Annotated in this window: 30 protein-coding genes; all 30 read right to left on the bottom strand. The window is 66.7% G+C overall.

Translation table 11 applies throughout. From position 1 onward, the window contains the following. Positions 1–105: 105 nt before the first annotated feature. The gene (locus tag JK361_RS13675) at positions 106–768 is read right to left on the bottom strand and encodes an adenylate kinase (RefSeq protein WP_201816818.1); all 663 of its coding nucleotides are present in this window, start codon (positions 766–768) and stop codon (positions 106–108) included. After that, complete coding sequence (gene secY / locus JK361_RS13670; RefSeq protein ID WP_201816816.1) at positions 768–2,081, bottom strand: preprotein translocase subunit SecY; 1,314 nt, start codon at positions 2,079–2,081, stop codon at positions 768–770. The genes JK361_RS13675 and secY overlap by 1 nt, the downstream gene beginning before the upstream one ends. Before the next feature lie 514 nt (positions 2,082–2,595). Continuing rightward, positions 2,596–3,051: a 50S ribosomal protein L15 gene (gene rplO / locus JK361_RS13665; RefSeq protein WP_030839644.1), complete on the bottom strand. Its 456-nt coding sequence runs from the start codon at positions 3,049–3,051 to the stop codon at positions 2,596–2,598. Positions 3,052–3,053: 2 nt separating this feature from the next. Further along, positions 3,054–3,236 carry a 50S ribosomal protein L30 gene (gene rpmD, locus JK361_RS13660; RefSeq protein WP_003974250.1) on the bottom strand — a complete coding sequence of 61 codons (183 nt, stop codon included), beginning with the start codon at positions 3,234–3,236 and terminating at the stop codon, positions 3,054–3,056. 2 nt (positions 3,237–3,238) lie between these two features. Beyond that, entirely contained in the window at positions 3,239–3,844 is a 606-nt protein-coding gene (gene rpsE / locus JK361_RS13655; RefSeq protein WP_009190144.1) for a 30S ribosomal protein S5, read from the bottom strand. Positions 3,845–3,881: 37 nt separating this feature from the next. After that, positions 3,882–4,265 carry a 50S ribosomal protein L18 gene (gene rplR, locus JK361_RS13650; protein ID WP_067045323.1) on the bottom strand — a complete coding sequence of 128 codons (384 nt, stop codon included), beginning with the start codon at positions 4,263–4,265 and terminating at the stop codon, positions 3,882–3,884. Positions 4,266–4,268: 3 nt separating this feature from the next. Next, positions 4,269–4,808, bottom strand: a complete 540-nt coding sequence (gene rplF, locus JK361_RS13645) for a 50S ribosomal protein L6 (RefSeq protein ID WP_201816815.1) — start codon at positions 4,806–4,808, stop codon at positions 4,269–4,271. 24 nt (positions 4,809–4,832) lie between these two features. Then, a complete protein-coding gene (rpsH, locus tag JK361_RS13640; RefSeq protein WP_007384075.1) occupies positions 4,833–5,231 on the bottom strand; it encodes a 30S ribosomal protein S8 in 399 nt (132 codons plus the stop codon). Positions 5,232–5,440: 209 nt separating this feature from the next. Then, positions 5,441–5,626, bottom strand: coding sequence for a type Z 30S ribosomal protein S14 (locus JK361_RS13635; RefSeq protein WP_003948630.1), 186 nt, complete (start codon positions 5,624–5,626; stop codon positions 5,441–5,443). A gap of 5 nt (positions 5,627–5,631) precedes the next feature. Continuing rightward, entirely contained in the window at positions 5,632–6,189 is a 558-nt protein-coding gene (gene rplE, locus JK361_RS13630) for a 50S ribosomal protein L5 (RefSeq protein ID WP_061920719.1), read from the bottom strand. Continuing rightward, entirely contained in the window at positions 6,189–6,512 is a 324-nt protein-coding gene (gene rplX / locus JK361_RS13625; protein ID WP_086726220.1) for a 50S ribosomal protein L24, read from the bottom strand. Before rplX ends, rplE begins: the two co-directional genes overlap by 1 nt. Before the next feature lie 2 nt (positions 6,513–6,514). After that, positions 6,515–6,883 (bottom strand): 50S ribosomal protein L14, encoded by a 369-nt coding sequence (gene rplN / locus JK361_RS13620; protein WP_003998823.1) that lies wholly within the window; start codon positions 6,881–6,883, stop codon positions 6,515–6,517. A gap of 130 nt (positions 6,884–7,013) precedes the next feature. After that, complete coding sequence (rpsQ, locus tag JK361_RS13615) at positions 7,014–7,301, bottom strand: 30S ribosomal protein S17 (protein WP_003992363.1); 288 nt, start codon at positions 7,299–7,301, stop codon at positions 7,014–7,016. After that, a complete protein-coding gene (gene rpmC / locus JK361_RS13610) occupies positions 7,301–7,525 on the bottom strand; it encodes a 50S ribosomal protein L29 (protein ID WP_003974259.1) in 225 nt (74 codons plus the stop codon). Before rpmC ends, rpsQ begins: the two co-directional genes overlap by 1 nt. Beyond that, positions 7,525–7,944: a 50S ribosomal protein L16 gene (rplP, locus tag JK361_RS13605; RefSeq protein WP_009190136.1), complete on the bottom strand. Its 420-nt coding sequence runs from the start codon at positions 7,942–7,944 to the stop codon at positions 7,525–7,527. Before rplP ends, rpmC begins: the two co-directional genes overlap by 1 nt. Positions 7,945–7,949: 5 nt before the next feature. Further along, positions 7,950–8,771, bottom strand: a complete 822-nt coding sequence (gene rpsC, locus JK361_RS13600; RefSeq protein ID WP_003998826.1) for a 30S ribosomal protein S3 — start codon at positions 8,769–8,771, stop codon at positions 7,950–7,952. Next, entirely contained in the window at positions 8,771–9,118 is a 348-nt protein-coding gene (gene rplV / locus JK361_RS13595) for a 50S ribosomal protein L22 (protein WP_019329637.1), read from the bottom strand. The genes rpsC and rplV overlap by 1 nt, the downstream gene beginning before the upstream one ends. Before the next feature lie 45 nt (positions 9,119–9,163). Then, positions 9,164–9,445 (bottom strand): 30S ribosomal protein S19, encoded by a 282-nt coding sequence (rpsS, locus tag JK361_RS13590; protein ID WP_023547380.1) that lies wholly within the window; start codon positions 9,443–9,445, stop codon positions 9,164–9,166. A 12-nt stretch (positions 9,446–9,457) separates the two neighbouring features. Beyond that, a complete protein-coding gene (gene rplB, locus JK361_RS13585; protein WP_031167077.1) occupies positions 9,458–10,294 on the bottom strand; it encodes a 50S ribosomal protein L2 in 837 nt (278 codons plus the stop codon). Between the two features lie 40 nt (positions 10,295–10,334). Continuing rightward, entirely contained in the window at positions 10,335–10,754 is a 420-nt protein-coding gene (rplW, locus tag JK361_RS13580) for a 50S ribosomal protein L23 (protein ID WP_201816813.1), read from the bottom strand. Further along, complete coding sequence (gene rplD, locus JK361_RS13575) at positions 10,754–11,404, bottom strand: 50S ribosomal protein L4 (RefSeq protein ID WP_201816812.1); 651 nt, start codon at positions 11,402–11,404, stop codon at positions 10,754–10,756. Before rplD ends, rplW begins: the two co-directional genes overlap by 1 nt. Positions 11,405–11,412: 8 nt before the next feature. Further along, positions 11,413–12,057 carry a 50S ribosomal protein L3 gene (gene rplC / locus JK361_RS13570; RefSeq protein ID WP_020135811.1) on the bottom strand — a complete coding sequence of 215 codons (645 nt, stop codon included), beginning with the start codon at positions 12,055–12,057 and terminating at the stop codon, positions 11,413–11,415. A gap of 17 nt (positions 12,058–12,074) precedes the next feature. Further along, positions 12,075–12,383, bottom strand: coding sequence for a 30S ribosomal protein S10 (gene rpsJ / locus JK361_RS13565; protein WP_003948644.1), 309 nt, complete (start codon positions 12,381–12,383; stop codon positions 12,075–12,077). A 599-nt stretch (positions 12,384–12,982) separates the two neighbouring features. After that, the gene (locus tag JK361_RS13560; RefSeq protein WP_201816810.1) at positions 12,983–13,234 is read right to left on the bottom strand and encodes a hypothetical protein; all 252 of its coding nucleotides are present in this window, start codon (positions 13,232–13,234) and stop codon (positions 12,983–12,985) included. A gap of 1,127 nt (positions 13,235–14,361) precedes the next feature. Then, the gene (locus tag JK361_RS13555; RefSeq protein WP_201816808.1) at positions 14,362–16,401 is read right to left on the bottom strand and encodes a hypothetical protein; all 2,040 of its coding nucleotides are present in this window, start codon (positions 16,399–16,401) and stop codon (positions 14,362–14,364) included. Positions 16,402–16,415: 14 nt separating this feature from the next. Further along, entirely contained in the window at positions 16,416–16,778 is a 363-nt protein-coding gene (locus JK361_RS13550) for a hypothetical protein (RefSeq protein ID WP_201816806.1), read from the bottom strand. Between the two features lie 374 nt (positions 16,779–17,152). Further along, positions 17,153–18,346 carry an elongation factor Tu gene (gene tuf, locus JK361_RS13545; RefSeq protein WP_201816804.1) on the bottom strand — a complete coding sequence of 398 codons (1,194 nt, stop codon included), beginning with the start codon at positions 18,344–18,346 and terminating at the stop codon, positions 17,153–17,155. A 161-nt stretch (positions 18,347–18,507) separates the two neighbouring features. After that, positions 18,508–20,634: an elongation factor G gene (fusA, locus tag JK361_RS13540; protein WP_201816802.1), complete on the bottom strand. Its 2,127-nt coding sequence runs from the start codon at positions 20,632–20,634 to the stop codon at positions 18,508–18,510. A gap of 39 nt (positions 20,635–20,673) precedes the next feature. Then, positions 20,674–21,144, bottom strand: coding sequence for a 30S ribosomal protein S7 (rpsG, locus tag JK361_RS13535; RefSeq protein WP_003992340.1), 471 nt, complete (start codon positions 21,142–21,144; stop codon positions 20,674–20,676). Positions 21,145–21,146: 2 nt separating this feature from the next. After that, positions 21,147–21,518, bottom strand: a complete 372-nt coding sequence (gene rpsL / locus JK361_RS13530) for a 30S ribosomal protein S12 (RefSeq protein ID WP_003948652.1) — start codon at positions 21,516–21,518, stop codon at positions 21,147–21,149. Between the last annotated feature and the right edge of the window lie 507 nt (positions 21,519–22,025).

The raw sequence follows: 22,025 nt of genomic DNA, 5'->3' as shown, positions 1-22,025 counted from the left end.
TCACTCACGTCGGCTGGGATACGTACACAACAGTACGGCCGCGGCGCCCTCAGGGTCCCCCGGACCAGGTCCGTGGGAGGGCACCGCGGCCGGAAGGACCGGGGACTACTTCTCGGCCTTCTCGCGCTTGAGGGCCTCCAGCGCGCGCTCGGTGATCTCCGCCACCGGGCCCAGCGAGGAGATGGTCACGACCAGACCCTGCGACTTGTAGTAGTCGATGATCGGCTCGGTCTGCGTGTGGTAGACCTCCAGCCGCGTGCGGACGGTCTCCTCGCGGTCGTCGTCACGCTGGTACAGCTCGCCGCCGCAGACGTCGCACACGCCCTCCTGCTTCGGCGCGTTGTACGACACGTGGAAGACGTGCGAGGAGTCGTTGCGGCAGATGCGCCGGCCGGCGATCCGCTTGACGACCTCGTCCTCGGGGACCTCGAGGTCCAGGACCGCGTCCAGGGTGATGCCCTCGGTCTGGAGCAGCTGGTCCAGGGCCTCGGCCTGCGAGACGTTCCGCGGGAAGCCGTCCAGCAGGAAGCCGTTCTCCGCGTCGGCCTGCTCCATGCGGTCCTTGGCCATCGCGATGGTCACCTCGTCGGGTACGAGGTTGCCGGCGTCCATGTAGGACTTCGCGAGTTTCCCGAGCTCCGTCTGCTGGCTGATGTTGGCGCGGAACAGGTCGCCCGTGGAGATGTGCGGGATGTGGAGCTTCTCGGCGAGGCGGACGGCTTGCGTTCCCTTACCGGCACCCGGCGGTCCGACGAGGACGATACGCATCAGCGGAGGAACCCTTCGTAATTGCGCTGCTGGAGCTGGCTCTCGATCTGCTTCACCGTCTCGAGGCCGACACCCACGATGATGAGGATGCTGGTCCCGCCGAACGGGAAGTTCCCCTGGGAACCGAAGCCAACCAACGCCATCGTCGGTACGAGAGCGATCAGACCCAGATACAGCGAACCCGGCCAGGTGATCCGGTTGAGTACATAACTGAGATACTCAGCGGTCGGTCGGCCAGCCCGGATGCCCGGGATGAAGCCACCATACTTCTTCATGTTGTCGGCTACTTCCTCGGGGTTGAAGGAGATAGCGACGTAGAAGAACGCGAAGAAAACGATGAGCAAGAAGTACGAAGTGATGTAAATCGGGTGGTCGCCCTTGGTCAGGTTCTGCTCGACCCAGGTCTTCCAGCCCGACCGGCCCCCCGAGAACTGCGCCACGAGCGCCGGGATGTAGAGCAGCGAGGAGGCGAAGATGACGGGAATCACACCCGCCTGGTTCACCTTGAGCGGGATGTACGTGGACGTACCGCCGTAGGACCGGCGACCGATCATGCGCTTCGCGTACTGCACCGGGACGCGGCGCTGGGCCTGCTCGACGAAGACGACGAGCGCGACCATGACCAGGCCCACGACGATGACGGTGCCGAACTCGATCCAGCCGCCGGCCAGGGTGCCCTGCTTCTTGATGGCCCACAGCGCGGACGGGAAGGTCGCGGCGATCGAGATGAACATCAGGATCGACATGCCGTTGCCGATACCGCGGTCGGTGATCAGCTCACCGAGCCACATCACGACGGCCGTACCCGCCGTCATGCAGATGACCATGGTGATGGTCGTGAAGATCGCCTGGTCGGGAACGATCTGGTTCGCCACCGAGCAGTTTCCGAACAGAGCACCACTGCGGGCGGTGGCCACCAGGCCGGTGCCCTGGAGGATGGCCAGCGCCACGGTCAGGTAGCGGGTGTACTGCGTGATCTTCGCAGTGCCGGCCTGACCCTCCTTCTTGAGCGCTTCCAGGCGTGGGATCACGACCGTCAGCAGCTGGAGGATGATGCTGGCCGTGATGTACGGCATGATCCCGAGCGCGAAGATCGTGATCTGCAGCAGCGCACCACCGCTGAACATGTTGACCAGCCCGAAGAGACCCTGGTTACCGGAGGCCTCGCGGACACACTGCTGGACGTTCCTGTAGTTGACGCCCGGGATCGGGATGTGCGTGCCGGCCCGGTACACCACGATGATGCCCAGCGTGAACAGCAGCTTCTTGCGCAGGTCGGGCGTCCTGAACGCCCGGGCGAACGCGGTGAGCACGGTGCCTCCTGCGACCCCCGCGCAACTGCGTCAAGGGTGACGGTGTGAGGTTCGACAAGTACGTAACGGTCAACTGCCGCTCAGAGTGCCCCACGTGAAGCACCCAATCAAAGTGGGCAGTGTACGTCACCTTACCTGCGGGACTGCCCTTCCCGAAACGACCGAGGGAGTATGCCCTCCTTTTCGCGGAACCGCCGACGGCGGCCCGGCGCGAGGGACGCTCGTCGTGTCGCCCGTCGCCCCGGTGCCGACGGCTCGGCCCGCCGCCCCTCCGGCCGCTCCCCCGCCCCTCGGTCCCTCCCCGCCCCCTCGGCCGTTCGCCGCCCCCTCGGCCGCTCCCCCGCCACGCCGAGGCGCCCGCGCGGGCGGGCCGGCCTGGCGGGCGAGCCCCGTTCAGCCCGCGGAAGCCCTCCGCCGCTGAGTCAGGGCCGCGAAAACAACGATGAGGGGCAGGAACCCCACCGGGTTCCTGCCCCTCATTACGTGCATACCGAGCGTCAGCTCAGCACCGGACTCAGACGAGCTCGGTGACCGAACCGCCGGCGGCAGTGATCTTCTCCTTGGCGGAGCCGGAGACGGCGTCGACCGTCACCTGCAGCGCCACGGAGATCTCGCCCTGGCCGAGGACCTTGACGAGGCTGTTCTTGCGAACGGCACCCTTGGCCACCAGACCCTCGACCGTGACCTCGCCACCCTCGGGGTAGAGCGCGGCCAGCTTGTCGAGGTTCACGACCTGGAACTCGGTCTTGAACGGGTTCTTGAAGCCCTTCAGCTTCGGGAGGCGCATGTGGAGCGGCATCTGGCCACCCTCGAAGCGCTCCGGAACCTGGTAGCGGGCCTTGGTGCCCTTGGTACCACGACCGGCCGTCTTACCCTTCGACGCCTCACCACGACCGACACGGGTCTTGGCGGTCTTGGCGCCCGGGGCGGGACGGAGGTTGTGGATCTTGAGCGGGTTCTGCTCCGCCATGATCAGTCGACCTCCTCGACCGTCACGAGGTGGCGGACGGTGTGCACCATGCCGCGGAACTCGGGGCGGTCCTCCTTGACGACCTGCGTGTTGATGCCCTTGAGACCAAGGGAACGCAGGGTGTCACGGTGGTTCTGCTTGCTGCCGATGTAGGACTTGACCTGCGTAATCTTCAGCTGCGCCATGATTACGCACCCGCCCCGGCACGCGCACGGAGAAGAGCCGCGGGGGCGACGTCCTCGAGCGGCAGACCACGGCGGGCCGCGATCTCCTCGGGACGCTGCAGACCCTTCAGGGCCTCCACGGTCGCGTGCACGATGTTGATCGCGTTGTCGGAGCCGAGCGACTTCGACAGCACGTCGTGGATACCGGCGCACTCGAGCACGGCACGCACCGGACCACCGGCGATAACACCGGTACCCGGGGACGCGGGCTTGAGCAGCACGACGCCGGCAGCCTTCTCACCCTGGATGGGGTGCGGGATGGTGCCCTGGATACGGGGGACCTTGAAGAAGTGCTTCTTGGCCTCCTCAACACCCTTGGCGATGGCGGCCGGCACCTCCTTGGCCTTGCCGTAACCGACACCCACGGTGCCGTCACCGTCGCCCACCACGACCAGCGCGGTGAAGCTGAAGCGACGACCACCCTTCACAACCTTGGCGACGCGGTTGATCGCGACAACGCGCTCAACGTACGCGGTCTTCTCGGCGGCAGCAGCGCCGCCGTCACGGCCCTTCCGGTCCCGCCGCTCGCCGCCACCGGCACCGCCACCGCGGCGCTGGGGTCCAGCCATTGGATTTACCTCTCTCTTTTCCGCTAGCTACGGCGGCTCAGAACCTGAGCCCGGCCTCGCGGGCGGCGTCCGCCAGGGCGGCGATGCGCCCGGCGTACTGGTTGCCACCACGGTCGAACACGACGGCCTCGACACCGGCGGCCTTGGCGCGCTCGGCGACCAGGGCGCCGACCTGCTTGGCCTGCGCGGACTTGTCGCCCTCGCCACCGCGGATCGAGCTGTCCAGAGTGGACGCCGACGCCAGGGTGTGGCCCTTCAGGTCGTCGATCACCTGCGCCACGATGTGGCGGTTGGAGCGGGTCACGACCAGACGGGGACGCTCCGCCGTACCGGAAAGGTTCTTGCGGATCCGGATGTGACGGCGCTTGATCGCGGCGCGCTTGTAGGCGTCGCCCTTGAGGATCTTCTGCCCGTATGCCATGGCTTACTTACCCGCCTTTCCGACCTTGCGGCGGATGACTTCGCCCTCGTACTTGACGCCCTTGGCCTTGTACGGGTCAGGCTTGCGCAGCTTGCGGATGTTGGCCGCAACCTCGCCGACCTTCTGCTTGTCGATGCCCTCGACCGAGAACCGGGTGGGGGCCTCCACCTTGAAGGTGATGCCCTCGGGGGCCTCGACGACGATCGGGTGGCTGTAGCCCAGCGCGAACTCGAGGTTCGCACCCTTGGCGGTCACGCGGTAACCGACACCACTGATCTCGAGCTTCTTCACGTAACCCTGGGTCACGCCGGTGATCATGTTCGCCACCAGCGTGCGGGACAGGCCGTGCAGGGCCTTGTTCTGACGCTCGTCGTTCGGGCGGGTGACGTTCAGAACGCCGTCCTCGCCCTTGACGATCTCGATCGGTGCCACGACGGTGTGGGTCAGCTCGCCCTTGGGGCCCTTGACCTTGACCGTACGGCCGTCGATGGTGACGTCCACGCCGGCGGGAACCGCGATGGGGAGCTTGCCGATGCGCGACATAGCTGTTTCCTCCGTTCCCTTCTGCTACCAGACGTAGGCGAGGACTTCCCCACCCACGCCCTTCTTGCCGGCCTGCTTGTCGGTGAGGAGCCCGTGCGACGTGGAGATGATCGCCACGCCCAGGCCGCCGAGCACCTTCGGCAGGTTGGTGGACTTCGCGTACACCCGGAGACCGGGCTTGGAGATGCGCTTGATGCCCGCGATGGAGCGCTCGCGGTTCGGGCCGAACTTCAGCTCGAGAACGAGGTTCTTGCCGACCTCGGCGTCCTCGACCTTCCAGCCCGTGATGAAGCCCTCCTGCTGGAGGATCTCCGCGATGTGCGACTTGATCTTCGACGCCGGCATCGTCACGGAGTCGTGGTATGCCGAGTTCGCGTTCCGCAGACGCGTAAGCATGTCTGCGATCGGATCAGTCATGGTCATGAATTGGCCTTCGGCCTCTCTCGCCGGGGTTTCCTGGTGCGCCATCCCTCTCCCCGATCCGAGACGGGACGGGTGCGGCGCGGTGGACCTACGGCGTAGTAAGTCGTACGGGCGGCAGACGCCCAACCCCACTAGCCTAAGGCATGCGGGACCGGGCCTCTGCCGACCCAGATGCTTACCGAGAGTCTCCGGAATCCCTGATAAGGGATTTACCAGGAGCTCTTGGTCACGCCCGGCAGCTCGCCGCGGTGAGCCATCTCACGAAGGCACACACGGCACAGGCCGAACTTGCGGTACACGGAGTGCGGACGGCCGCAGCGCTGGCAGCGCGTGTAGCCACGCACACCGAACTTGGGCTTGCGAGCAGCCTTGGCAATCAGAGCCTTCTTCGCCATCTCGCTCACGCCTCCTTGAACGGGAAGCCGAGGTGACGAAGGAGCGCGCGGCCCTCAGCGTCGTTGGTCGCCGTGGTGACCACGGTGATGTCCATGCCCCGGGTACGGTCGATCTTGTCCTGGTCGATCTCGTGGAACATGACCTGCTCCGTGAGACCGAAGGTGTAGTTGCCACGGCCGTCGAACTGCTTGGGGGACAGGCCGCGGAAGTCGCGGATGCGCGGCAGCGCGAGCGACAGGGTGCGGTCCAGGAACTCCCACATGCGGTCGCCACGGAGCGTGACGTGGGCACCGATCGGCTGGCCCTCACGCAGCTTGAACTGCGCGATGGACTTGCGGGCCTTGGTGACGGCCGGCTTCTGACCGGTGATGGTGGTCAGGTCGCGGATCGCGCCCTCGATCAGCTTCGAGTCACGGGCGGCGTCGCCGACACCCATGTTGACCACGATCTTGACGAGGCCGGGAACCTGCATGACGTTCTCGTACTTGAACTCGTCACGCAGCTTGCCCGCGATCTCCTCGCGGTACTTCTGCTTCAGACGCGGAGTGGTGGTGGTAGCCATCAGATGTCCTCACCCGTCCGCTTGGCAACGCGGATCTTGTTGCCTTCGTCGTCGAAGCGGTAACCGACACGCGTGACGACCTTCTGACCGTCCTTCTCCACGACCAGCTGAACGTTGGACACGTGGATGGGGGCCTCGGTGGTCACGATGCCGCCGGCCTGGGAACCGCTGGCGGTCGGGCCGGCCTTGGTGTGCTTCTTGACCCGGTTGACACCCTCGACCAGGACGCGCTCCTCGCGCGGGTAAGCGGCAATGACCTTGCCCTGCTTGCCCTTGTCCTTACCGGTGATGACCTGGACCAGGTCGCCCTTCTTGATCTTCATGCTTACAGCACCTCCGGAGCCAGCGAGATGATCTTCATGAACTTCTTCTCGCGCAGCTCACGCCCGACCGGGCCGAAGATGCGGGTGCCGCGAGGGTCGCCGTCGTTCTTCAGAATGACGGCGGCGTTCTCGTCGAAGCGGATGTACGAGCCGTCCGGACGGCGGCGCTCCTTGACGGTGCGAACGATGACCGCCTTGACGACGTCACCCTTCTTCACGTTGCCACCCGGGATCGCGTCCTTGACGGTGGCGACGATGACGTCACCGATGCCCGCGTAGCGGCGACCGGAGCCACCGAGCACACGGATGCAAAGGATTTCCTTCGCACCAGTGTTGTCGGCGACGCGCAGTCGCGACTCCTGCTGGATCACGTCTATCTCCTGATCGTCTGCCGGTTCCCGGCAGGGGCCTCATACAGAGGACCCCTGCCGAGCCTGGCGGAACTGACCTGCGGGGTTAGCCCCACAGGCGTATCTTCTGGAATTCGCTTGCGCGAATTACCTACTTGGCCTTCTCGAGGATCTCGACGACGCGCCAGCGCTTCGTCGCGGAGAGCGGCCGGGTCTCCATGAGGAGGACGCGGTCGCCGACACCCGCGGCGTTCTGCTCGTCGTGCGCCTTGAGCTTGTTGGTACGGCGGATGACCTTGCCGTACAGCGCGTGCTTGACGCGGTCCTCGACGGCGACGACGACGGTCTTGTCCATCTTGTCGCTGACGACGAGACCCTCGCGGGTCTTGCGGAAGCCGCGGGCCTCTGCAGTCTGCTCAGTCACGTTGCTCTCACTCATCAGGCGCTCTCCACCGTCTCGATGCCCAGCTCGCGCTCACGCATCAGGGTGTAGATCCGCGCGATGTCCTTACGGACGGCCTTCAGCCGACCGTGGTTCTCGAGCTGACCCGTCGCCGCCTGGAAGCGGAGGTTGAACAGCTCTTCCTTGGCCTCGCGGAGCTTCGCCAGAAGCTCCTCGTTGCCCAGCTCGCGCAGCTCGGACGCCTTGGTACCGGCCGACATCACGCTTCACCTGCCTCGCGCTTGACGATCCGGCACTTCATCGGCAGCTTGTGGGCCGCACGGGTCAGCGCCTCACGGGCGATCTTCTCGTTGGGGTACGACAGCTCGAACATCACACGTCCGGGCTTGACGTTGGCGATCCACCACTCCGGAGAACCCTTACCGGAACCCATGCGGGTCTCGGCCGGCTTCTTGGTGAGCGGACGGTCCGGGTAGATGTTGATCCAGACCTTGCCGCCACGCTTGATGTGACGGGTCATCGCGATACGAGCCGCCTCGATCTGGCGGTTCGTGACGTAGGCCGGGGTCAGCGCCTGGATGCCGTACTCGCCGAACGCAACCTGCGTTCCACCCTTGGACATACCGTTGCGCTTCGGGTGGTGCTGCTTGCGGTGCTTGACCCTACGGGGGATCAGCATTTCGGTCAGGCCTCCGTTCCGGTGCTCTCAGCCGGAGCGGACGCGGGAGCCTCGGCCTTGGGGGCCTCGGCGCCGGCAGCCTGCTGCGGCTTGCGACCGCGCCGCTCGCCACCACGGCCACCACGGGCCGGGCGGTCGGCACCGCCACGGGCCGGGCGGTTACCCGCACGGGCCGCAGCGTTCTCGGCGCGGACCTCGGCGATGTTCTTGACGTCGCCCTTGTAGATCCAGACCTTCACGCCGATGCGGCCGAAGGTCGTCTTGGCCTCGAAGAAGCCGTAGTCCACGTTCGCACGGAGCGTGTGCAGGGGCACGCGGCCCTCGCGGTAGAACTCCGAGCGGGACATCTCGGCGCCGCCGAGGCGGCCACCGCACTGGATCTTGATGCCCTTGGCGCCGGCCTTCATCGCCGACTGCATGCTCTTACGCATGGCGCGGCGGAAGGAGACGCGGGAGGAGAGCTGCTCGGCAACGGCCTGGGCAACCAGCTGAGCGTCGGTCTCGGGGTTCTTGACCTCGAGGATGTTCAGCTGGACCTGCTTGCCCGTGAGCTTCTCGAGGTCGCCGCGGATGCGGTCGGCCTCGGCGCCACGGCGGCCGATGACGATGCCCGGACGAGCGGTGTGGATGTCCACACGCACGCGGTCACGGGTGCGCTCGATCTCAACCTTCGAGATGCCGGCGCGCTCCATGCCGGACGTCATCATCCGACGGATGGCGACGTCTTCCTTGACGTAGTCCTTGTACAGCTTGTCGGCGTACCAACGCGACTTGAAGTCGGTCGTGACACCGAGCCGGAACCCGTGCGGGTTTACCTTCTGGCCCATTACCGGGTTCCTTCCTTGCTGCTGACGACCACGGTGATGTGGCTGGTCCGCTTGCGGATCCGGTAGGCACGGCCCTGGGCGCGCGGCCGGAACCGCTTCAGGGTCGGGCCCTCGTCGACGTAGGCCTCGGAGATGTAGAGGCTGTCGGCGTCGGTGTGGTCGTAGTTGTGCGCGGCGTTGGCGATGGCGCTGTCGAGCACCTTGCCGACCGGCACGGAGGCTGCCTGCGGAGCGAATCGCAGAACAGCCTGGGCCTCCGTGGCGTCCATGCCACGGATGAGGTCCACCACACGGCGGGCCTTCATGGGCGTGACGCGGATGTACCGCGCCTGGGCCCTGGCTTCCATGGTTGTCCCTTCAGAGTTACTTACGTGTCTGAATGCGATCCGCTACTAGCGGCGCTTCGACTTCCGGTCTTCCTTGACGTGGCCCCGGAAGGTGCGCGTCGGCGAGAACTCGCCGAGCTTGTGGCCGACCATCGACTCGGTGACGAACACCGGGATGTGGGTCTTGCCGTTGTGCACCGCCAGCGTGTGGCCGAGCATGGCCGGGACGATCATCGAGCGGCGGGACCAGGTCTTGATGACGTTCTTGGTGCCGGCTTCGTTCTGGGCGTCCACCTTCTTGATCAGGTGGTCGTCGACGAAGGGCCCCTTCTTCAGGCTACGAGGCATCTCAACCCGTCCTTAGCGCTTCTTGTTCGTCTTGCGGCGGCGGACGATGTACTTGTTCGACGCCTTCTTGGGCGAACGAGTACGGCCTTCCTTCTTGCCCCACGGGGACACAGGGTGGCGACCACCGGAGGTCCGGCCCTCACCACCACCGTGCGGGTGGTCAACCGGGTTCATGACGACACCACGGACGGTCGGGCGAACGCCCAGCCACCGCTTACGGCCGGCCTTACCCCAGTTGATGTTGCTCTGCTCGGCGTTGCCGACCTCACCGATGGTGGCGCGGCAGCGGACGTCGACCAGGCGGATCTCACCGGACGGCATGCGGAGGTGGGCCATCGAGCCCTCCTTCGCGAGCAGCTGCACGGAGGCACCGGCGGAGCGGGCGAACTTGGCACCGCCACCGGGACGGAGCTCGATCGCGTGGATCGTGGTACCGACCGGGATGTTGCGGAGGGCCAGGTTGTTGCCCGGCTTGATGTCGGCCCCGGGACCGTTCTCGACGCGGTCACCCTGCTGCAGGTTGCGCGGGGCGAGGATGTAGCGCTTCTCGCCGTCGGCGTAGTGCAGCAGCGCGATGCGCGCGGTGCGGTTGGGGTCGTACTCGATGTGCGCGACCTTCGCCGGCACGCCGTCCTTGTCGTGACGACGGAAGTCGATCACACGGTAGGCGCGCTTGTGTCCGCCACCCTGGTGGCGAACGGTCACACGACCGGCGTTGTTACGGCCGCCCTTGCTGTGCAGGGGACGGACCAGCGACTTCTCCGGCGTGGACCGCGTGACCTCGACGAAGTCGGCGACGCTGGCGCCACGACGGCCCGGCGTAGTCGGCTTGTACTTGCGGATTCCCATTTCTCAGTCCTCGTCCGATATCGGACGATCCAGACCGCCCTTAGGCGGTCGGACCGCCGAAGATGTCGATACGGTCGCCCTCGGCGAGGGTCACGATCGCGCGCTTGGTGGCGGCACGCTGACCGAAGCCGGTCTTCGTGCGCTTGCGCTTGCCGGCGCGGTTGATCGTGTTGACCCCGGTGACCTTGACGTCGAAGACCGCCTGGACGGCCTGCTTGATCTGGGTCTTGTTGGCGCCCGGGGCGACGATGAACGTGTACTTGTTCTCGTCGAGGAGCGCGTAGCTCTTCTCGGAGACGACCGGCTTCACCAGGACGTCACGGGGGTCCGTGAACGACTTGCTCAGCGGGGTCTCGACGGTGTTCTTGCCCTCGGCGGCGTGGCGACGCGCCTTGGCGACGCGCGCGGCCTTGGCGGCCTTGGCGGCCTTCGAGGCAATGCTCGGGTGACGCGTAGCCATCAGGCCTCGCTCCCTTCGGTGTCAGCGGCCTTGGGGCCAGACACGAAGGACTCGAAAGCGGCCTGGGTGAAGACCACGTCGTCCGAGACGAGAACGTCGTACGTGTTCAGCTGGCCCGGCTCCAGGATGTGGACCTGGGGCAGGTTGCGGGCGGACAGCCACGCGGCCTCGTCGGCACGCTCGACGACCAGGAGCAGGTTCTTGCGCTCCGAGATCTTGCCGAACAGGCTCTTGGCGGCCTTGGTGGAGATCGCACCCTCGACCACGCCGGAGACGACGTGGATGCGGTTGTGACGCGCCCGGTCGGTGAGGGCACCGCGCAGGGCGGCGGCCTTCATCTTCTTCGGGGTGCGCTGCGAGTAGTCACGCGGCACGGGACCGTGCACGACGCCACCACCGGCGAACTGCGGCGCGCGGGTCGAACCCTGACGGGCGCGACCGGTGCCCTTCTGGCGGTAAGGCTTCTTGCCACCACCACGGACCTCGCCACGGGTCTTCGTCTTGTGCGTGCCCTGACGGGCAGCGGCCAGCTGCGCGACGACGACCTGGTGGATCAGCGGAACGCTGACCTTGGCGTCGAAGATCTCCGCGGGGAGCTCGACGGAACCGGCCTTGTCGCCCGCCGGCGAAAGGATGTCAACAGTGCTCATCGGTTACCTCAGGCCCCCTTGGCCGCGGTGCGGACCAGGACGAGGCCGCCGTTCGGACCGGGAACCGCGCCCTTGATGAGCAGCAGACCCTTCTCCGCGTCAACGGCGTGGACGGTCAGGTTCTGGGTGGTGACCCGCTCGTTGCCCATGCGACCCGCCATGCGGAGGCCCTTGAACACGCGGCCCGGGGTGGCGCAGCCACCGATGGAACCGGGCGAGCGGTGCTTGCGCTGGGTGCCGTGTCCGGCGCCGAGGCCCTTGAAGTTGTGACGCTTCATGACACCGGCGAAGCCCTTGCCCTTGCTCTTGCCGGTCACGTCGACCTTGATGCCGGCCTCGAACACCTCGGCGGTGATCTCCTGGCCGAGGGTGTACTCGCTGGCGTCAGCGGTACGGATCTCGACGAGGTGGCGGCGGGGAGTGACGTCGGCCTTGGCGAAGTGGCCCTTGAGGGGCTTGTTCACCTTGCGCGGGTCGATCTCGCCGAAAGCGATCTGGACGGACTCGTAGCCGTCGACATCGTTCGTACGGACCTGGGTGACGACGTTGGGGCCGGCCTTGACGACGGTGACCGGAACAACACGGTTGTTCTCGTCCCACACCTGCGTCATGCCGAGCTTCTCGCCCAGGATGCCCTTGATCTGCTTAGCCATTCTCAGCTCACCGACCCTCAGAGCTTGATCTCGATGTCGACACCGGCCGGGAGGTCGAGTCGCATCAGAGAGTCAACGGTCTTGGGGGTGGGGTCGAGAATGTCGATCAGGCGCTTGTGCGTGCGCATCTCGAAGTGCTCGCGCGAGTCCTTGTACTTGTGCGGCGACTTGATGACGCAGTACACGTTCTTCTCAGTGGGCAGCGGCACCGGGCCCGCGACCGACGCACCAGTGCGGGTCACCGTCTCGACGATCTTCTTCGCCGAGGAGTCGATGACCTCGTGGTCGTAGGCCTTGAGCCGGATGCGGATCTTCTGTCCCGCCATGGCTACTCAGTAGTCCTGTCTCTCTAACGCTCTGGAACCCGGCGGATTCCTTCTGCTGCCTTCGTTTCTCCGACCCACGCGGTCGGGCGTGTCGCGCTCCCGCTGACACAGATGTCCCTTGTTCGAACATCCCTGCGGAATGCACACGGCCCTTCCGGAAACCGCGGACCGGGGACCTCGGGCCCACCGGGCGCCTGGCCGGTGCCGCGCTCACACTTCCCGGAAGATTCCCGTACGTCCGTCCCAGTGCTGCCATCAGGCAGTTAGGACGACGAGTACTGTGGGACTCGCTTCCGGTCCTCCCGGCGGGAGGCGCGCAGCATCAACACTCGACCGAGCAACTCCGACAGTCTGCCATATGGGGCAGGCCCTCCGCCAATCGAGCCGAAGACATTACCCCGAAGGTGACGTAGGTCAAACCGGGGACGAGGCGGGGCGGAGCGACTCGGGGAGCCTCCCCCGCCGAGGCGCCGCCTCCCCGCCCCTCCAACCCCTCCGACCCCGCCGCCACCGCAGTCACCGCAGTCACCGCAGTCACCGCAGTCACCGCAGTCACCGCAGTCACCGCAGCTTGCCGTCGTCACCGCAGCTTGCCGTCGTCACCGCAGCTTGCCGCAGTCACCGCAGGTTGCCGAGAGCGTCGCTGCGGGCTGGGAGCGCGTTGTCGGGGAGTCGTCCGGGAGTGATTCGGGCAGGCCGTCTGCGGGAGCCGTCCGGGAGTGACGCCGCACGTCGCGGCCGAGCCCCAGGGCCCGGGCCAACGTCCGGGCGTCCAGGCCCGGCGCGTCCCGGCCGGTGGTGCGCGGAGTCTTCGCGAGGTCGGCGGCGACGTGCCGGGTGGGCACCCTCACTCACCGTGGCATAGGCCGCGGGGCTGTCCGGCAGTCGCGCACGACCTGCAGCAGGGCATCCCCCGAGACGGACTGGTGTACGCCGGCCGGGCCCTGCCAGGGGGAGGCGCCTCGTGTCTCCGCGCGGATGTAGGCGGCAGTCATTCGCACCGCTCCAGGTCTTGTACGCCTTGTTGACCGCCCCCTACGTGAGCCAGCCGTGCCCGTCCTTCACGTCGAACGCCTCAGCCCCGTGCCGTTCAGCTCGCCGGCGGCATCGCCGGCCTCTCTGCTGCCGGGTCCGACGTTCTGCTCACTCGAGTTCGCGGCGGCGCGTTTCCCGGCGGGCATGGAGGCGGGGTCCGGCTCTCCGCCGCCGCGCGTTCCGCCGCCGGAATCGGCCGGGCACTGATTCAGCCGCGCCCCTACGGCCGCCTGGACACCAATGCTCCCCGCCGAGAACCAAGACCCCCGTCTACGCCTCTGGCATACCCGAGCCGCGCCAACAACCCTGGCTAGCTGTAGGACAGTTGAAGCCTAACCCTTAACCTAACTTCAACGCCCGCTGACGCGCGACAGGGGAACAGTTGATCAAGCGAACCAAGGGCCGAGAAATCAAGAACAGCTGAGAGTTCTTACGGTGGCTGGAAAGTAGGACCGCATGAATCGTTCGATGTCCTGCCGCCGCGTGCGGTCAACAGGATTCAGTTGAGGCAGCCTCACAAGAAGGCTGAAGTACCGGGTGGCCCTGGTGCCACACGCCGTCGTCGACAATGCGCCATCGTTTCCGATGTACGTCTTGTGCTTTGCTTCGATACGCCGCGGTTCAGCCACGTCCAGGAGCGATTCCCTCTGCAGACGACTCACGTCGGGCTCGTCTACCGTCCAGTAGAAGTTGAACGACATGACGGTCTTGCCGCCTGAGAGAATGCTGCACGGAGCCGAAACCGCCTGAGCGCGGTCGACGCGGTTGAACTCCCGCAGGTCTCGGTCAGGTTTCACAAGCGTCCGGGCAATGCTGCCACTGACGCGAGTGCCGCAGATGGCCGTGGGAAGCCGTGGTTCGGTGCCGCCACAGGAGACGCCAGCAATCAGAAGGGGAACAAGAAGGGCCCCTGTGAGACTCGCCCGAAAGCTACTCATTCTGGTTAATCCCCCGAGACTCCCCTGGCATGCGATGCACCATTTTCGGCCGACCGGTTGATGAGTTCCTGGCTTTCAAACATGTCCCCTCCACGCCCACGGACCTTGCTCCATTCGCCGACAAGCGCCATCAACTGGCCGTTCCTCGCTTTGTAGGCATCAGCGTTGTCCTGCGACCGCTTCTCATCCAGCCTCTCCTGCTCGTCCTCCAACCATCTCCCCGTCACATAGTCGAAGCCCTCCTGGACGTCGTCGCCCGCTACGGGGATGAAGCTGATGGCCTTGTCGAAGAGGGGCTTTGCTTCGAAGTCGGGGGTTTTCGGGTCGCCCTGTGCCTGGACCCTGGCCTCCTCCAGGAATCCGACCGTGCGGCCGGCGCGGAGGAGGGATTCGTTCGAGTGGGAGTGGTCGTGATGGATCCCGGAGACCATGGCCTGGTTCAGACCGCCGTTGAGCACCCCGTACGCGTCCCTGTCCTTGGAGATCTGCTTGGCCACCTCGAAGAGCTGCTCCTGCTTCAGCGGCGACCGGGCGATGTCGATCTCGCTCATGGAGGCGTGGACCGTCTCCCCGTGGTTGACCAGGATGTCGGCCATGGGCCTGCGCAGCGCCGCCGGCAAGTCGTCCCCCGCGTCCGCCGCATACCCGAGCGCCGACCTGAGAACGGCCTCGTTCCGCGCGCCGTGCGGCACGTAGTGCGCATTCCGGGCCCCCGGATCGATCCCGGTTGCCGCCGCCTGGAGCGCCGCCCCGAACCCCGCACGGTCGTCCGCGTCGAGCCCCTCCGCGTACATCGTGGACGTCGCCGTCTGCCGCACGTCGAGCGTGACGTTCCAGTCCCTCTCCCGCATCAGGTACTTCATGTGCGCGTCCGAGGACAGGTACCGCGCCGCCGCCTGCGGGTCCCGGCTCATGACGCCCAGCACGCCGTCCACGGGATCGTTGGCGAACCAGCCCCCGTGCCGGCCGGCGTACTCACCCTTCAGCTGCCAGATCCCCGGCTCCCGCTTCTCCGCCGCGATCATGTCGTCGGTCAGGTCCGCCAGCATCGCCGGCGCATACCCGTGCCCCGCCTTCATCAGCGTCACCAGCGACTGGTAGCCCACCGCCCGGTCCAGCCGCGCCCCCTGCACCTCCGTGGCGTACCGCTCGGTGCCCGCGTGCCGCATCTCCGCCCGCCAGTGCCGGTACCACGGCGAGTCCGTGTCGTGTGTCGCCGTGGCCAGCGAGTCCGCCAGGCCGGCCTCGATCGCCGCGCAGGAGTGCAGGAACGAGCCGCTCCGTCCGCCCACGCCCATGTGCAGCAGGTCGTTCAGCCTGTTCGTCAGCCGGATCGTGCCGTCCGGGCCCAGGTCCCCCAGCAGGGTCCGGGCGAACGCCTCGTCGTCCGCGTTGTCGCGGAACAGCCTCTCCAGCCCGGCCAGTTCCTTCGCCGACAGCTGTCCGCCCCGGGCCAGTTTCGCCAGGGACTCCTCCGCCGCCAGGGCCTCGTACCTCTCGATGTCCCCCGTCGCCCGGCCGTTGAAGCCCCGGCCCCCGACCAGCGGGCCGGAGTCGACGACCACCGCCTTCAGCGCGGTCCTGACTCCGTCGTCCGCGTCGGTGACGTCCCGTACCGCCTTGTCGATCCGGTCCTGCCAGGAGCGCACCGCCGACTCGTCCGTGTCCTCGGCCGGACCGTCGGGGTCGGCCGACACACAGCCGGTGTCCGACACCCGCATCCCCGCCGCCAGCGCCTCCCGGCGCGCCGTCTTCAGCCGGGTCCGCAGCTCGGCGAACTGCGCGTGGGCGTCCCGCAGCAGTGCGGCGATCGCCTTCGCCTCCGTCTGCGCGTACTGGAACTCCTTCAGCGTCACGGCGAACCGCCCGTGCGCCGCCTCCGCGCTCATGCCCGCCCAGTGCGCGGGGCCGGCCGACACGTCGTGGACGTCCCGCCGGTACGCCTTCTCCTGCTTCGCGAACTCGCCCGCCATACCGTCCCAGCGCTCGGCCGCGGTGGTGAGCGTGGCCAGGTCGGCGGTCATGATCTCGTGGTACGTCGGCATGCCCGGCCGGCTCCTCAGTACCGGTCCAGCGCGGACAGCTTGCGCAGGGCCCCGCCGGTGCCGATGTCGGCGCTGGTCAGGACCGTGTTCGTGGCGCGCAGAGCGATCTTCTCGGCGCCCAGCCTGTCCAGCAGGTCGCCGACCTGCCGGGCCCAGGTCTCGTGGGCCGTGCGCAGCGCCCCGGACGCCAGCCAGCCGTCGCCGTCCCGCGCGCCGAACGCCTTCACGGCCGCGCAGGTGTCGTCGTCCGCCCACGCACCGGCCGTACGGGTGTCCGGTTCGATGTGGTCCTCCAGCGCCTTGGCCGCCGCCCGTTTCACGGCCGGCACGGAGACCAGGTCCTTCTTCGCCCCGTACACGCCGGGCACGCCGTCCATCACCGCTCCTCGCCGTACTGCCGCCGCCGACTCCCCCGCGGTCCCGGACTCAGCGCCGGCAGGCCGCCCGTGTCGATCGGCGGCCGTTGCGGCACCACCGTGGGATCCGCCGTCCGGAACTTCAACCGGTGGCCGTCGGCCTACGTCACGGTGTGTTTCGCCGCCGTCGCGTTGACGTCGTCGCGTTGACGCCGCCGTGTTGACGCCGTCGGAGGTGCTCGGCCCACACGGCCGTCGGCGAGCGGCGAGCGGCGAGCGGGCGATCCGTGCGAACGTCTCCGGAAACGCCGAAGAGGCCCGTACGACCGAAGTCGTACGGGCCTCTCGTAGGTCGGAGACCTCAGGTCAGACAGTGACCTCGAAGCAAGCGGAACTTACTTCGTGATCTTGGTGACCTGACCGGCGCCCACGGTGCGGCCACCCTCACGGATGGCGAACTTCAGGCCCTCTTCCATGGCGACGGGCTGGATGAGCTCCACCGTCATCTCGGTGTTGTCACCCGGCATGACCATCTCGGTGCCCTCGGGGAGGGTCACCACGCCGGTCACGTCCGTCGTACGGAAGTAGAACTGGGGGCGGTAGTTGTTGAAGAACGGCGTGTGACGGCCGCCCTCGTCCTTGGACAGGATGTAGGCCTGCGCCTCGAACGAGGTGTGCGGGGTGACCGAGCCCGGCTTGATGATGACCTGGCCGCGCTCGACGTCCTCGCGCTTGATGCCGCGGAGCAGCAGACCGACGTTCTCACCGGCCTGGCCCTCGTCGAGCAGCTTGCGGAACATCTCGATGCCGGTGACCGTGGTGGTGGTCTTCTCGGTCTTGATGCCGATGATGTCGACGGTCTCGTTGACCTTGAGGACACCACGCTCGATACGACCGGTGACGACGGTGCCACGACCGGTGATCGTGAAGACGTCCTCGATCGGCATCAGGAACGGCTTGTCGACGTCGCGCTCCGGCTGCGGGATGGCCTCGTCGACGGCGTTCATCAGGTTGAGGACGGAGTCCACCCACTCCTTCTCGCCCTCGAGGGCCTTGAGAGCGGAGACCTTGACGACCGGAACGTCGTCGCCGGGGAACTCGTACTCGGAGAGGAGCTCACGAACCTCGAGCTCGACGAGCTCCAGGATCTCCTCGTCGTCCACCATGTCGGCCTTGTTCAGGGCGACGACGATGTACGGAACGCCGACCTGGCGGGCCAGGAGCACGTGCTCCTTGGTCTGCGGCATCGGGCCGTCGGTGGCGGCGACCACCAGGATCGCGCCGTCCATCTGCGCGGCACCGGTGATCATGTTCTTGATGTAGTCCGCGTGACCCGGGCAGTCGACGTGGGCGTAGTGACGCGCCTCGGTCTGGTACTCGACGTGCGCGATGGAGATGGTGATACCGCGCTGGCGCTCCTCGGGCGCCTTGTCGATGTTGTCGAACGGGGTGGCCTCGTTCAGGTCCGGGTACGCGTCGTGCAGCACCTTGGTAATGGCGGCCGTGAGGGTCGTCTTACCGTGGTCGATGTGACCGATGGTGCCGATGTTGACGTGCGGCTTAGTCCGCTCGAACTTCGCCTTCGCCACTGGGGTCCTCCTGTGGAGTGGTTCTGTACGCCTTACTTCATCGGCGCCAGGTGATCTTTGCTGTTAAAGCCCGGAACCAGGGGGCAAACATCCGTATGGATTTGCGGCTGTTTGCCCCTTGAGGCTCCGGAGTCAAGCCTAAAGCGTGCGAACGCGGTGCGTTACTCGCCCTTGGCCTTCGCGATGATCTCCTCGGCGACGTTCCGCGGAACCTCGGCGTAGGAGTCGAACTGCATCGAGTAGCTTGCGCGACCCGACGTCTTGCTGCGGAGGTCGCCGACGTAGCCGAACATCTCCGACAGGGGCACGAGGCCCTTCACGACGCGGGCACCAGCCCGCTCCTCCATGGCCTGAATCTGGCCACGGCGGGAGTTGATGTCGCCGATGACCTCACCCATGTAGTCCTCGGGCGTGGTGACCTCGACGGCCATCATCGGCTCGAGCAGCACGGGCGAAGCCTTGCGCGCGGCCTCCTTGAAGGCCTGCGAGCCGGCGATCTTGAAGGCGAGCTCGGAGGAGTCGACCTCGTGGTAGGCACCGTCGTGGAGGATGACGCGCACGCCGGTCATCTCGTAACCGGCGAGGATGCCGAACTGCATGGCCTCCTGCGCACCGGCGTCGACCGAAGGGATGTACTCCTTCGGGATACGACCACCGGTCACCTTGTTCACGAACTCGTACGAGGTGTCGCCACCCTCGAGCGGCTCGATGCCGATCTGCACCTTCGCGAACTGACCGGTACCACCGGTCTGCTTCTTGTGGGTGAAGTCGACGCGCTCGACGGCCTTGCGGATCGTCTCGCGGTAGGCCACCTGCGGCTTGCCGACGTTGGCCTCGACCTTGAACTCACGGCGCATACGGTCGACCAGCACCTCGAGGTGCAGCTCGCCCATACCACCGATGATGGTCTGGCCGGTCTCCTCGTCCGAGTGGACCTGGAAGGACGGGTCCTCCTCGGCCAGGCGCTGGATCGCGACGCCCAGCTTCTCCTGGTCACCCTTCGACTTGGGCTCGATGGCGACCTGGATGACCGGCGCCGGGAAGTCCATGGACTCCAGGATGACCGGGTTCTTGTCGTCGGACAGCGTCTCACCGGTGGTGGTCTGCTTCAGGCCCATGACGGCGACGATGTCGCCGGCGCCCACCGACTCGATCTCCTCACGCTTGTTGGCGTGCATGCGGTAGATCTTGCCGATGCGCTCCTTCTTGCCCTTGACGGAGTTCAGCACCGAAGAGCCGGACTCCAGGCGGCCCGAGTACACCCGGACGAAGGTGAGCTTGCCGAGGTGCGGGTCACTCATGATCTTGAACGCCAGCGCCGACAGCGGCTCGTCGTCGGACGGCTTGCGCTTCACGACGACCTCGGCGTCCTTGACGTCGTGGCCCTCGATGGCCTCGATGTCGACCGGGGACGGCAGGTAGCGCACGACCGCGTCGAGCAGGGGCTGGACGCCCTTGTTCTTGAACGCGGTGCCGCAGAACACCGGGGTCACCGTGGTGCCGGTGCCCTTGCCGGACGCGATGGTGATACGACGGATCGCGGCGTACAGCTGCTCCACGGAAGGCTCCTCGCCCTCCAGGTACAGCTCCATGATCTCTTCGTCGTTCTCGGCCACGGCCTCGATCAGCTTGCCGCGGTACTCCTCGGCAGCCTCGGTGTGCGTGTCCGGGATGTCGACGACGTCGTACATCTCGCCCTTGGTGGCCTCGGCGGACCACACGAAGGCCTTCATCGTCACCAGGTCGACGACGCCCTTGAAGTCCGCCTCGGCACCGATCGGCAGCTGCATGACCAGCGGCTGAGCGCCCAGGCGGTCGACGATCATGTCGACACAGCGGTGGAACTCGGCACCGGTGCGGTCGAGCTTGTTGACGAAGCAGATGCGGGGAACGCCGTAGCGGTCCGCCTGACGCCACACCGTCTCGGACTGGGGCTCGACACCGGCGACGCCGTCGAACACCGTCACGGCACCGTCGAGCACGCGCAGGGAGCGCTCCACCTCGACGGTGAAGTCGACGTGACCCGGGGTGTCGATGATGTTGATGGTGTGATCGACATCCTCGAGCGGCCAGTGACAGGTGGTGGCAGCAGAGGTGATCGTGATGCCACGCTCCTGCTCCTGCTCCATCCAGTCCATGGTGGCAGCGCCGTCGTGGACCTCACCGATCTTGTAAGACACACCGGTGTAGAACAGGATCCGCTCGGTGGTGGTCGTCTTGCCCGCGTCGATGTGGGCCATGATCCCGATGTTGCGGACCTTGGCCAGGTCAAGTGAAGTGGTAGCCATAAGGCTTCAGTCTTCTCTCGGTCTCGATGTGGGTAGCGACTACCAGCGGTAGTGCGCGAAGGCCTTGTTGGACTCGGCCATCTTGTGCGTGTCCTCGCGCTTCTTCACAGCGGCACCCAGGCCGTTGGAGGCGTCGAGAAGCTCGTTGAGCAGACGCTCGGTCATGGTCTTCTCGCGACGGGCGCGGGAGTAACCGACCAGCCAGCGCAGCGCGAGCGTGTTGGCACGACCGGGCTTGACCTCGATCGGGACCTGGTACGTCGCACCACCGACACGGCGGGACTTGACCTCGAGGGTCGGCTTGATGTTCTCCAGCGCGCGCTTCAGCGTGATGATCGGGTCGTTGCCCGTCTTCTCACGCAGACCCTCCATGGCGCCGTAGACGATGCGCTCGGCGGTGGAGCGCTTGCCGTTCAGCAGCACCTTGTTGATGAGCGACGTCACCAGAGGAGAACCGTAGACCGGGTCGATGATGACCGGGCGCTTCGGGGCGGGGCCCTTACGAGGCATTCTTACTTCTCCTTCTTGGCGCCGTAGCGGGAACGGGCCTGCTTGCGGTTCTTGACACCCTGGGTGTCGAGGGAGCCACGGATGATCTTGTAGCGAACACCCGGCAGGTCCTTCACACGGCCGCCGCGCACGAGCACGATGGAGTGCTCCTGCAGGTTGTGTCCCTCACCCGGAATGTAAGCGGTGACCTCGATCCCGCTGGTCAGACGCACACGCGCGACCTTACGCAGGGCCGAGTTCGGCTTCTTCGGGGTGGTCGTGAACACACGCGTGCAGACGCCACGACGCTGAGGGGAACCCTCGAGTGCGGGCGTCTTGTTCTTCTCGACCTTGTCCTGCCGGCCCTTACGGACCAGCTGCTGGATCGTAGGCACTACTTCTCCGGTTTCTGTGTGCCGATAGGTACAGCTAACCTGGAACGTCGCCGACCCACGCGGTCGGGTGTGTCGAATCCGCCAGACTTCCTGCCGCGAGGCGGAAAGGGCGCAGATTACGGTGGCCGATAGCGGCTCGTCATGCGGTTTGTAGGCACGCACAGGAGCCAGGGCACACCCCAGGCACAAGGTCTGAGCGTACCTACCTCATTCGCTGTGGTCAAAACAAATGGGGTCCAGCGGCCCCAGGGTGCGGGTGCTGTCAAGCGCCGGTACGCTACGCGATCTTCGAAATGGCGAATTCGCCGCCACCTGGGACGGCCGGCACGCGGGCGGCGATCAGCCGCGAGGCACTCCGCACGCCGCCCCGGCGGCCCGTCGGCCCTTCGCCCCGCCCATGGCGCTCGCGGGCCCTCCCCGCCCTCGCCGCCCTGCTCCCGGAGCTCCCGGCCCTTTCCGGCCGGACCCGCCCCTCGCGTGCCCGCCGGGCCTGACGGCGCCCCTGGG

The sequence above is a fragment of the Streptomyces musisoli genome (assembly GCF_016741855.1).
GTDB classification, from domain to species: domain Bacteria; phylum Actinomycetota; class Actinomycetes; order Streptomycetales; family Streptomycetaceae; genus Streptomyces; species Streptomyces musisoli.
The sequence above is the reverse complement of the archived record's forward strand: the minus strand, read 5'-3'. Positions and strand labels throughout refer to the sequence as shown.

Bases quoted from the DNA above. Each gene is read 5' to 3' on its own strand.
- JK361_RS13675 (WP_201816818.1), bottom strand. From the start codon at position 768: ATGCGTATCGTCCTCGTCGGACCGCCGGGTGCCGGTAAGGGAACGCAA.
- rplO (WP_030839644.1), bottom strand. From the start codon at position 3,051: ATGGCGGAGCAGAACCCGCTCAAGATCCACAACCTCCGTCCCGCCCCG.
- rpmD (WP_003974250.1), bottom strand. From the start codon at position 3,236: ATGGCGCAGCTGAAGATTACGCAGGTCAAGTCCTACATCGGCAGCAAG.
- rpsE (WP_009190144.1), bottom strand. From the start codon at position 3,844: ATGGCTGGACCCCAGCGCCGCGGTGGCGGTGCCGGTGGCGGCGAGCGG.
- rplR (WP_067045323.1), bottom strand. From the start codon at position 4,265: ATGGCATACGGGCAGAAGATCCTCAAGGGCGACGCCTACAAGCGCGCC.
- rplF (WP_201816815.1), bottom strand. From the start codon at position 4,808: ATGTCGCGCATCGGCAAGCTCCCCATCGCGGTTCCCGCCGGCGTGGAC.
- rpsH (WP_007384075.1), bottom strand. From the start codon at position 5,231: ATGACCATGACTGATCCGATCGCAGACATGCTTACGCGTCTGCGGAAC.
- JK361_RS13635 (WP_003948630.1), bottom strand. From the start codon at position 5,626: ATGGCGAAGAAGGCTCTGATTGCCAAGGCTGCTCGCAAGCCCAAGTTC.
- rplE (WP_061920719.1), bottom strand. From the start codon at position 6,189: ATGGCTACCACCACCACTCCGCGTCTGAAGCAGAAGTACCGCGAGGAG.
- rplX (WP_086726220.1), bottom strand. From the start codon at position 6,512: ATGAAGATCAAGAAGGGCGACCTGGTCCAGGTCATCACCGGTAAGGAC.
- rpsQ (WP_003992363.1), bottom strand. From the start codon at position 7,301: ATGAGTGAGAGCAACGTGACTGAGCAGACTGCAGAGGCCCGCGGCTTC.
- rpmC (WP_003974259.1), bottom strand. From the start codon at position 7,525: ATGTCGGCCGGTACCAAGGCGTCCGAGCTGCGCGAGCTGGGCAACGAG.
- rplP (WP_009190136.1), bottom strand. From the start codon at position 7,944: ATGCTGATCCCCCGTAGGGTCAAGCACCGCAAGCAGCACCACCCGAAG.
- rpsC (WP_003998826.1), bottom strand. From the start codon at position 8,771: ATGGGCCAGAAGGTAAACCCGCACGGGTTCCGGCTCGGTGTCACGACC.
- rplV (WP_019329637.1), bottom strand. From the start codon at position 9,118: ATGGAAGCCAGGGCCCAGGCGCGGTACATCCGCGTCACGCCCATGAAG.
- rpsS (WP_023547380.1), bottom strand. From the start codon at position 9,445: ATGCCTCGTAGCCTGAAGAAGGGGCCCTTCGTCGACGACCACCTGATC.
- rplB (WP_031167077.1), bottom strand. From the start codon at position 10,294: ATGGGAATCCGCAAGTACAAGCCGACTACGCCGGGCCGTCGTGGCGCC.
- rplW (WP_201816813.1), bottom strand. From the start codon at position 10,754: ATGGCTACGCGTCACCCGAGCATTGCCTCGAAGGCCGCCAAGGCCGCC.
- rplD (WP_201816812.1), bottom strand. From the start codon at position 11,404: ATGAGCACTGTTGACATCCTTTCGCCGGCGGGCGACAAGGCCGGTTCC.
- rplC (WP_020135811.1), bottom strand. From the start codon at position 12,057: ATGGCTAAGCAGATCAAGGGCATCCTGGGCGAGAAGCTCGGCATGACG.
- rpsJ (WP_003948644.1), bottom strand. From the start codon at position 12,383: ATGGCGGGACAGAAGATCCGCATCCGGCTCAAGGCCTACGACCACGAG.
- JK361_RS13555 (WP_201816808.1), bottom strand. From the start codon at position 16,401: ATGCCGACGTACCACGAGATCATGACCGCCGACCTGGCCACGCTCACC.
- JK361_RS13550 (WP_201816806.1), bottom strand. From the start codon at position 16,778: ATGGACGGCGTGCCCGGCGTGTACGGGGCGAAGAAGGACCTGGTCTCC.
- fusA (WP_201816802.1), bottom strand. From the start codon at position 20,634: ATGGCTACCACTTCACTTGACCTGGCCAAGGTCCGCAACATCGGGATC.
- rpsG (WP_003992340.1), bottom strand. From the start codon at position 21,144: ATGCCTCGTAAGGGCCCCGCCCCGAAGCGCCCGGTCATCATCGACCCG.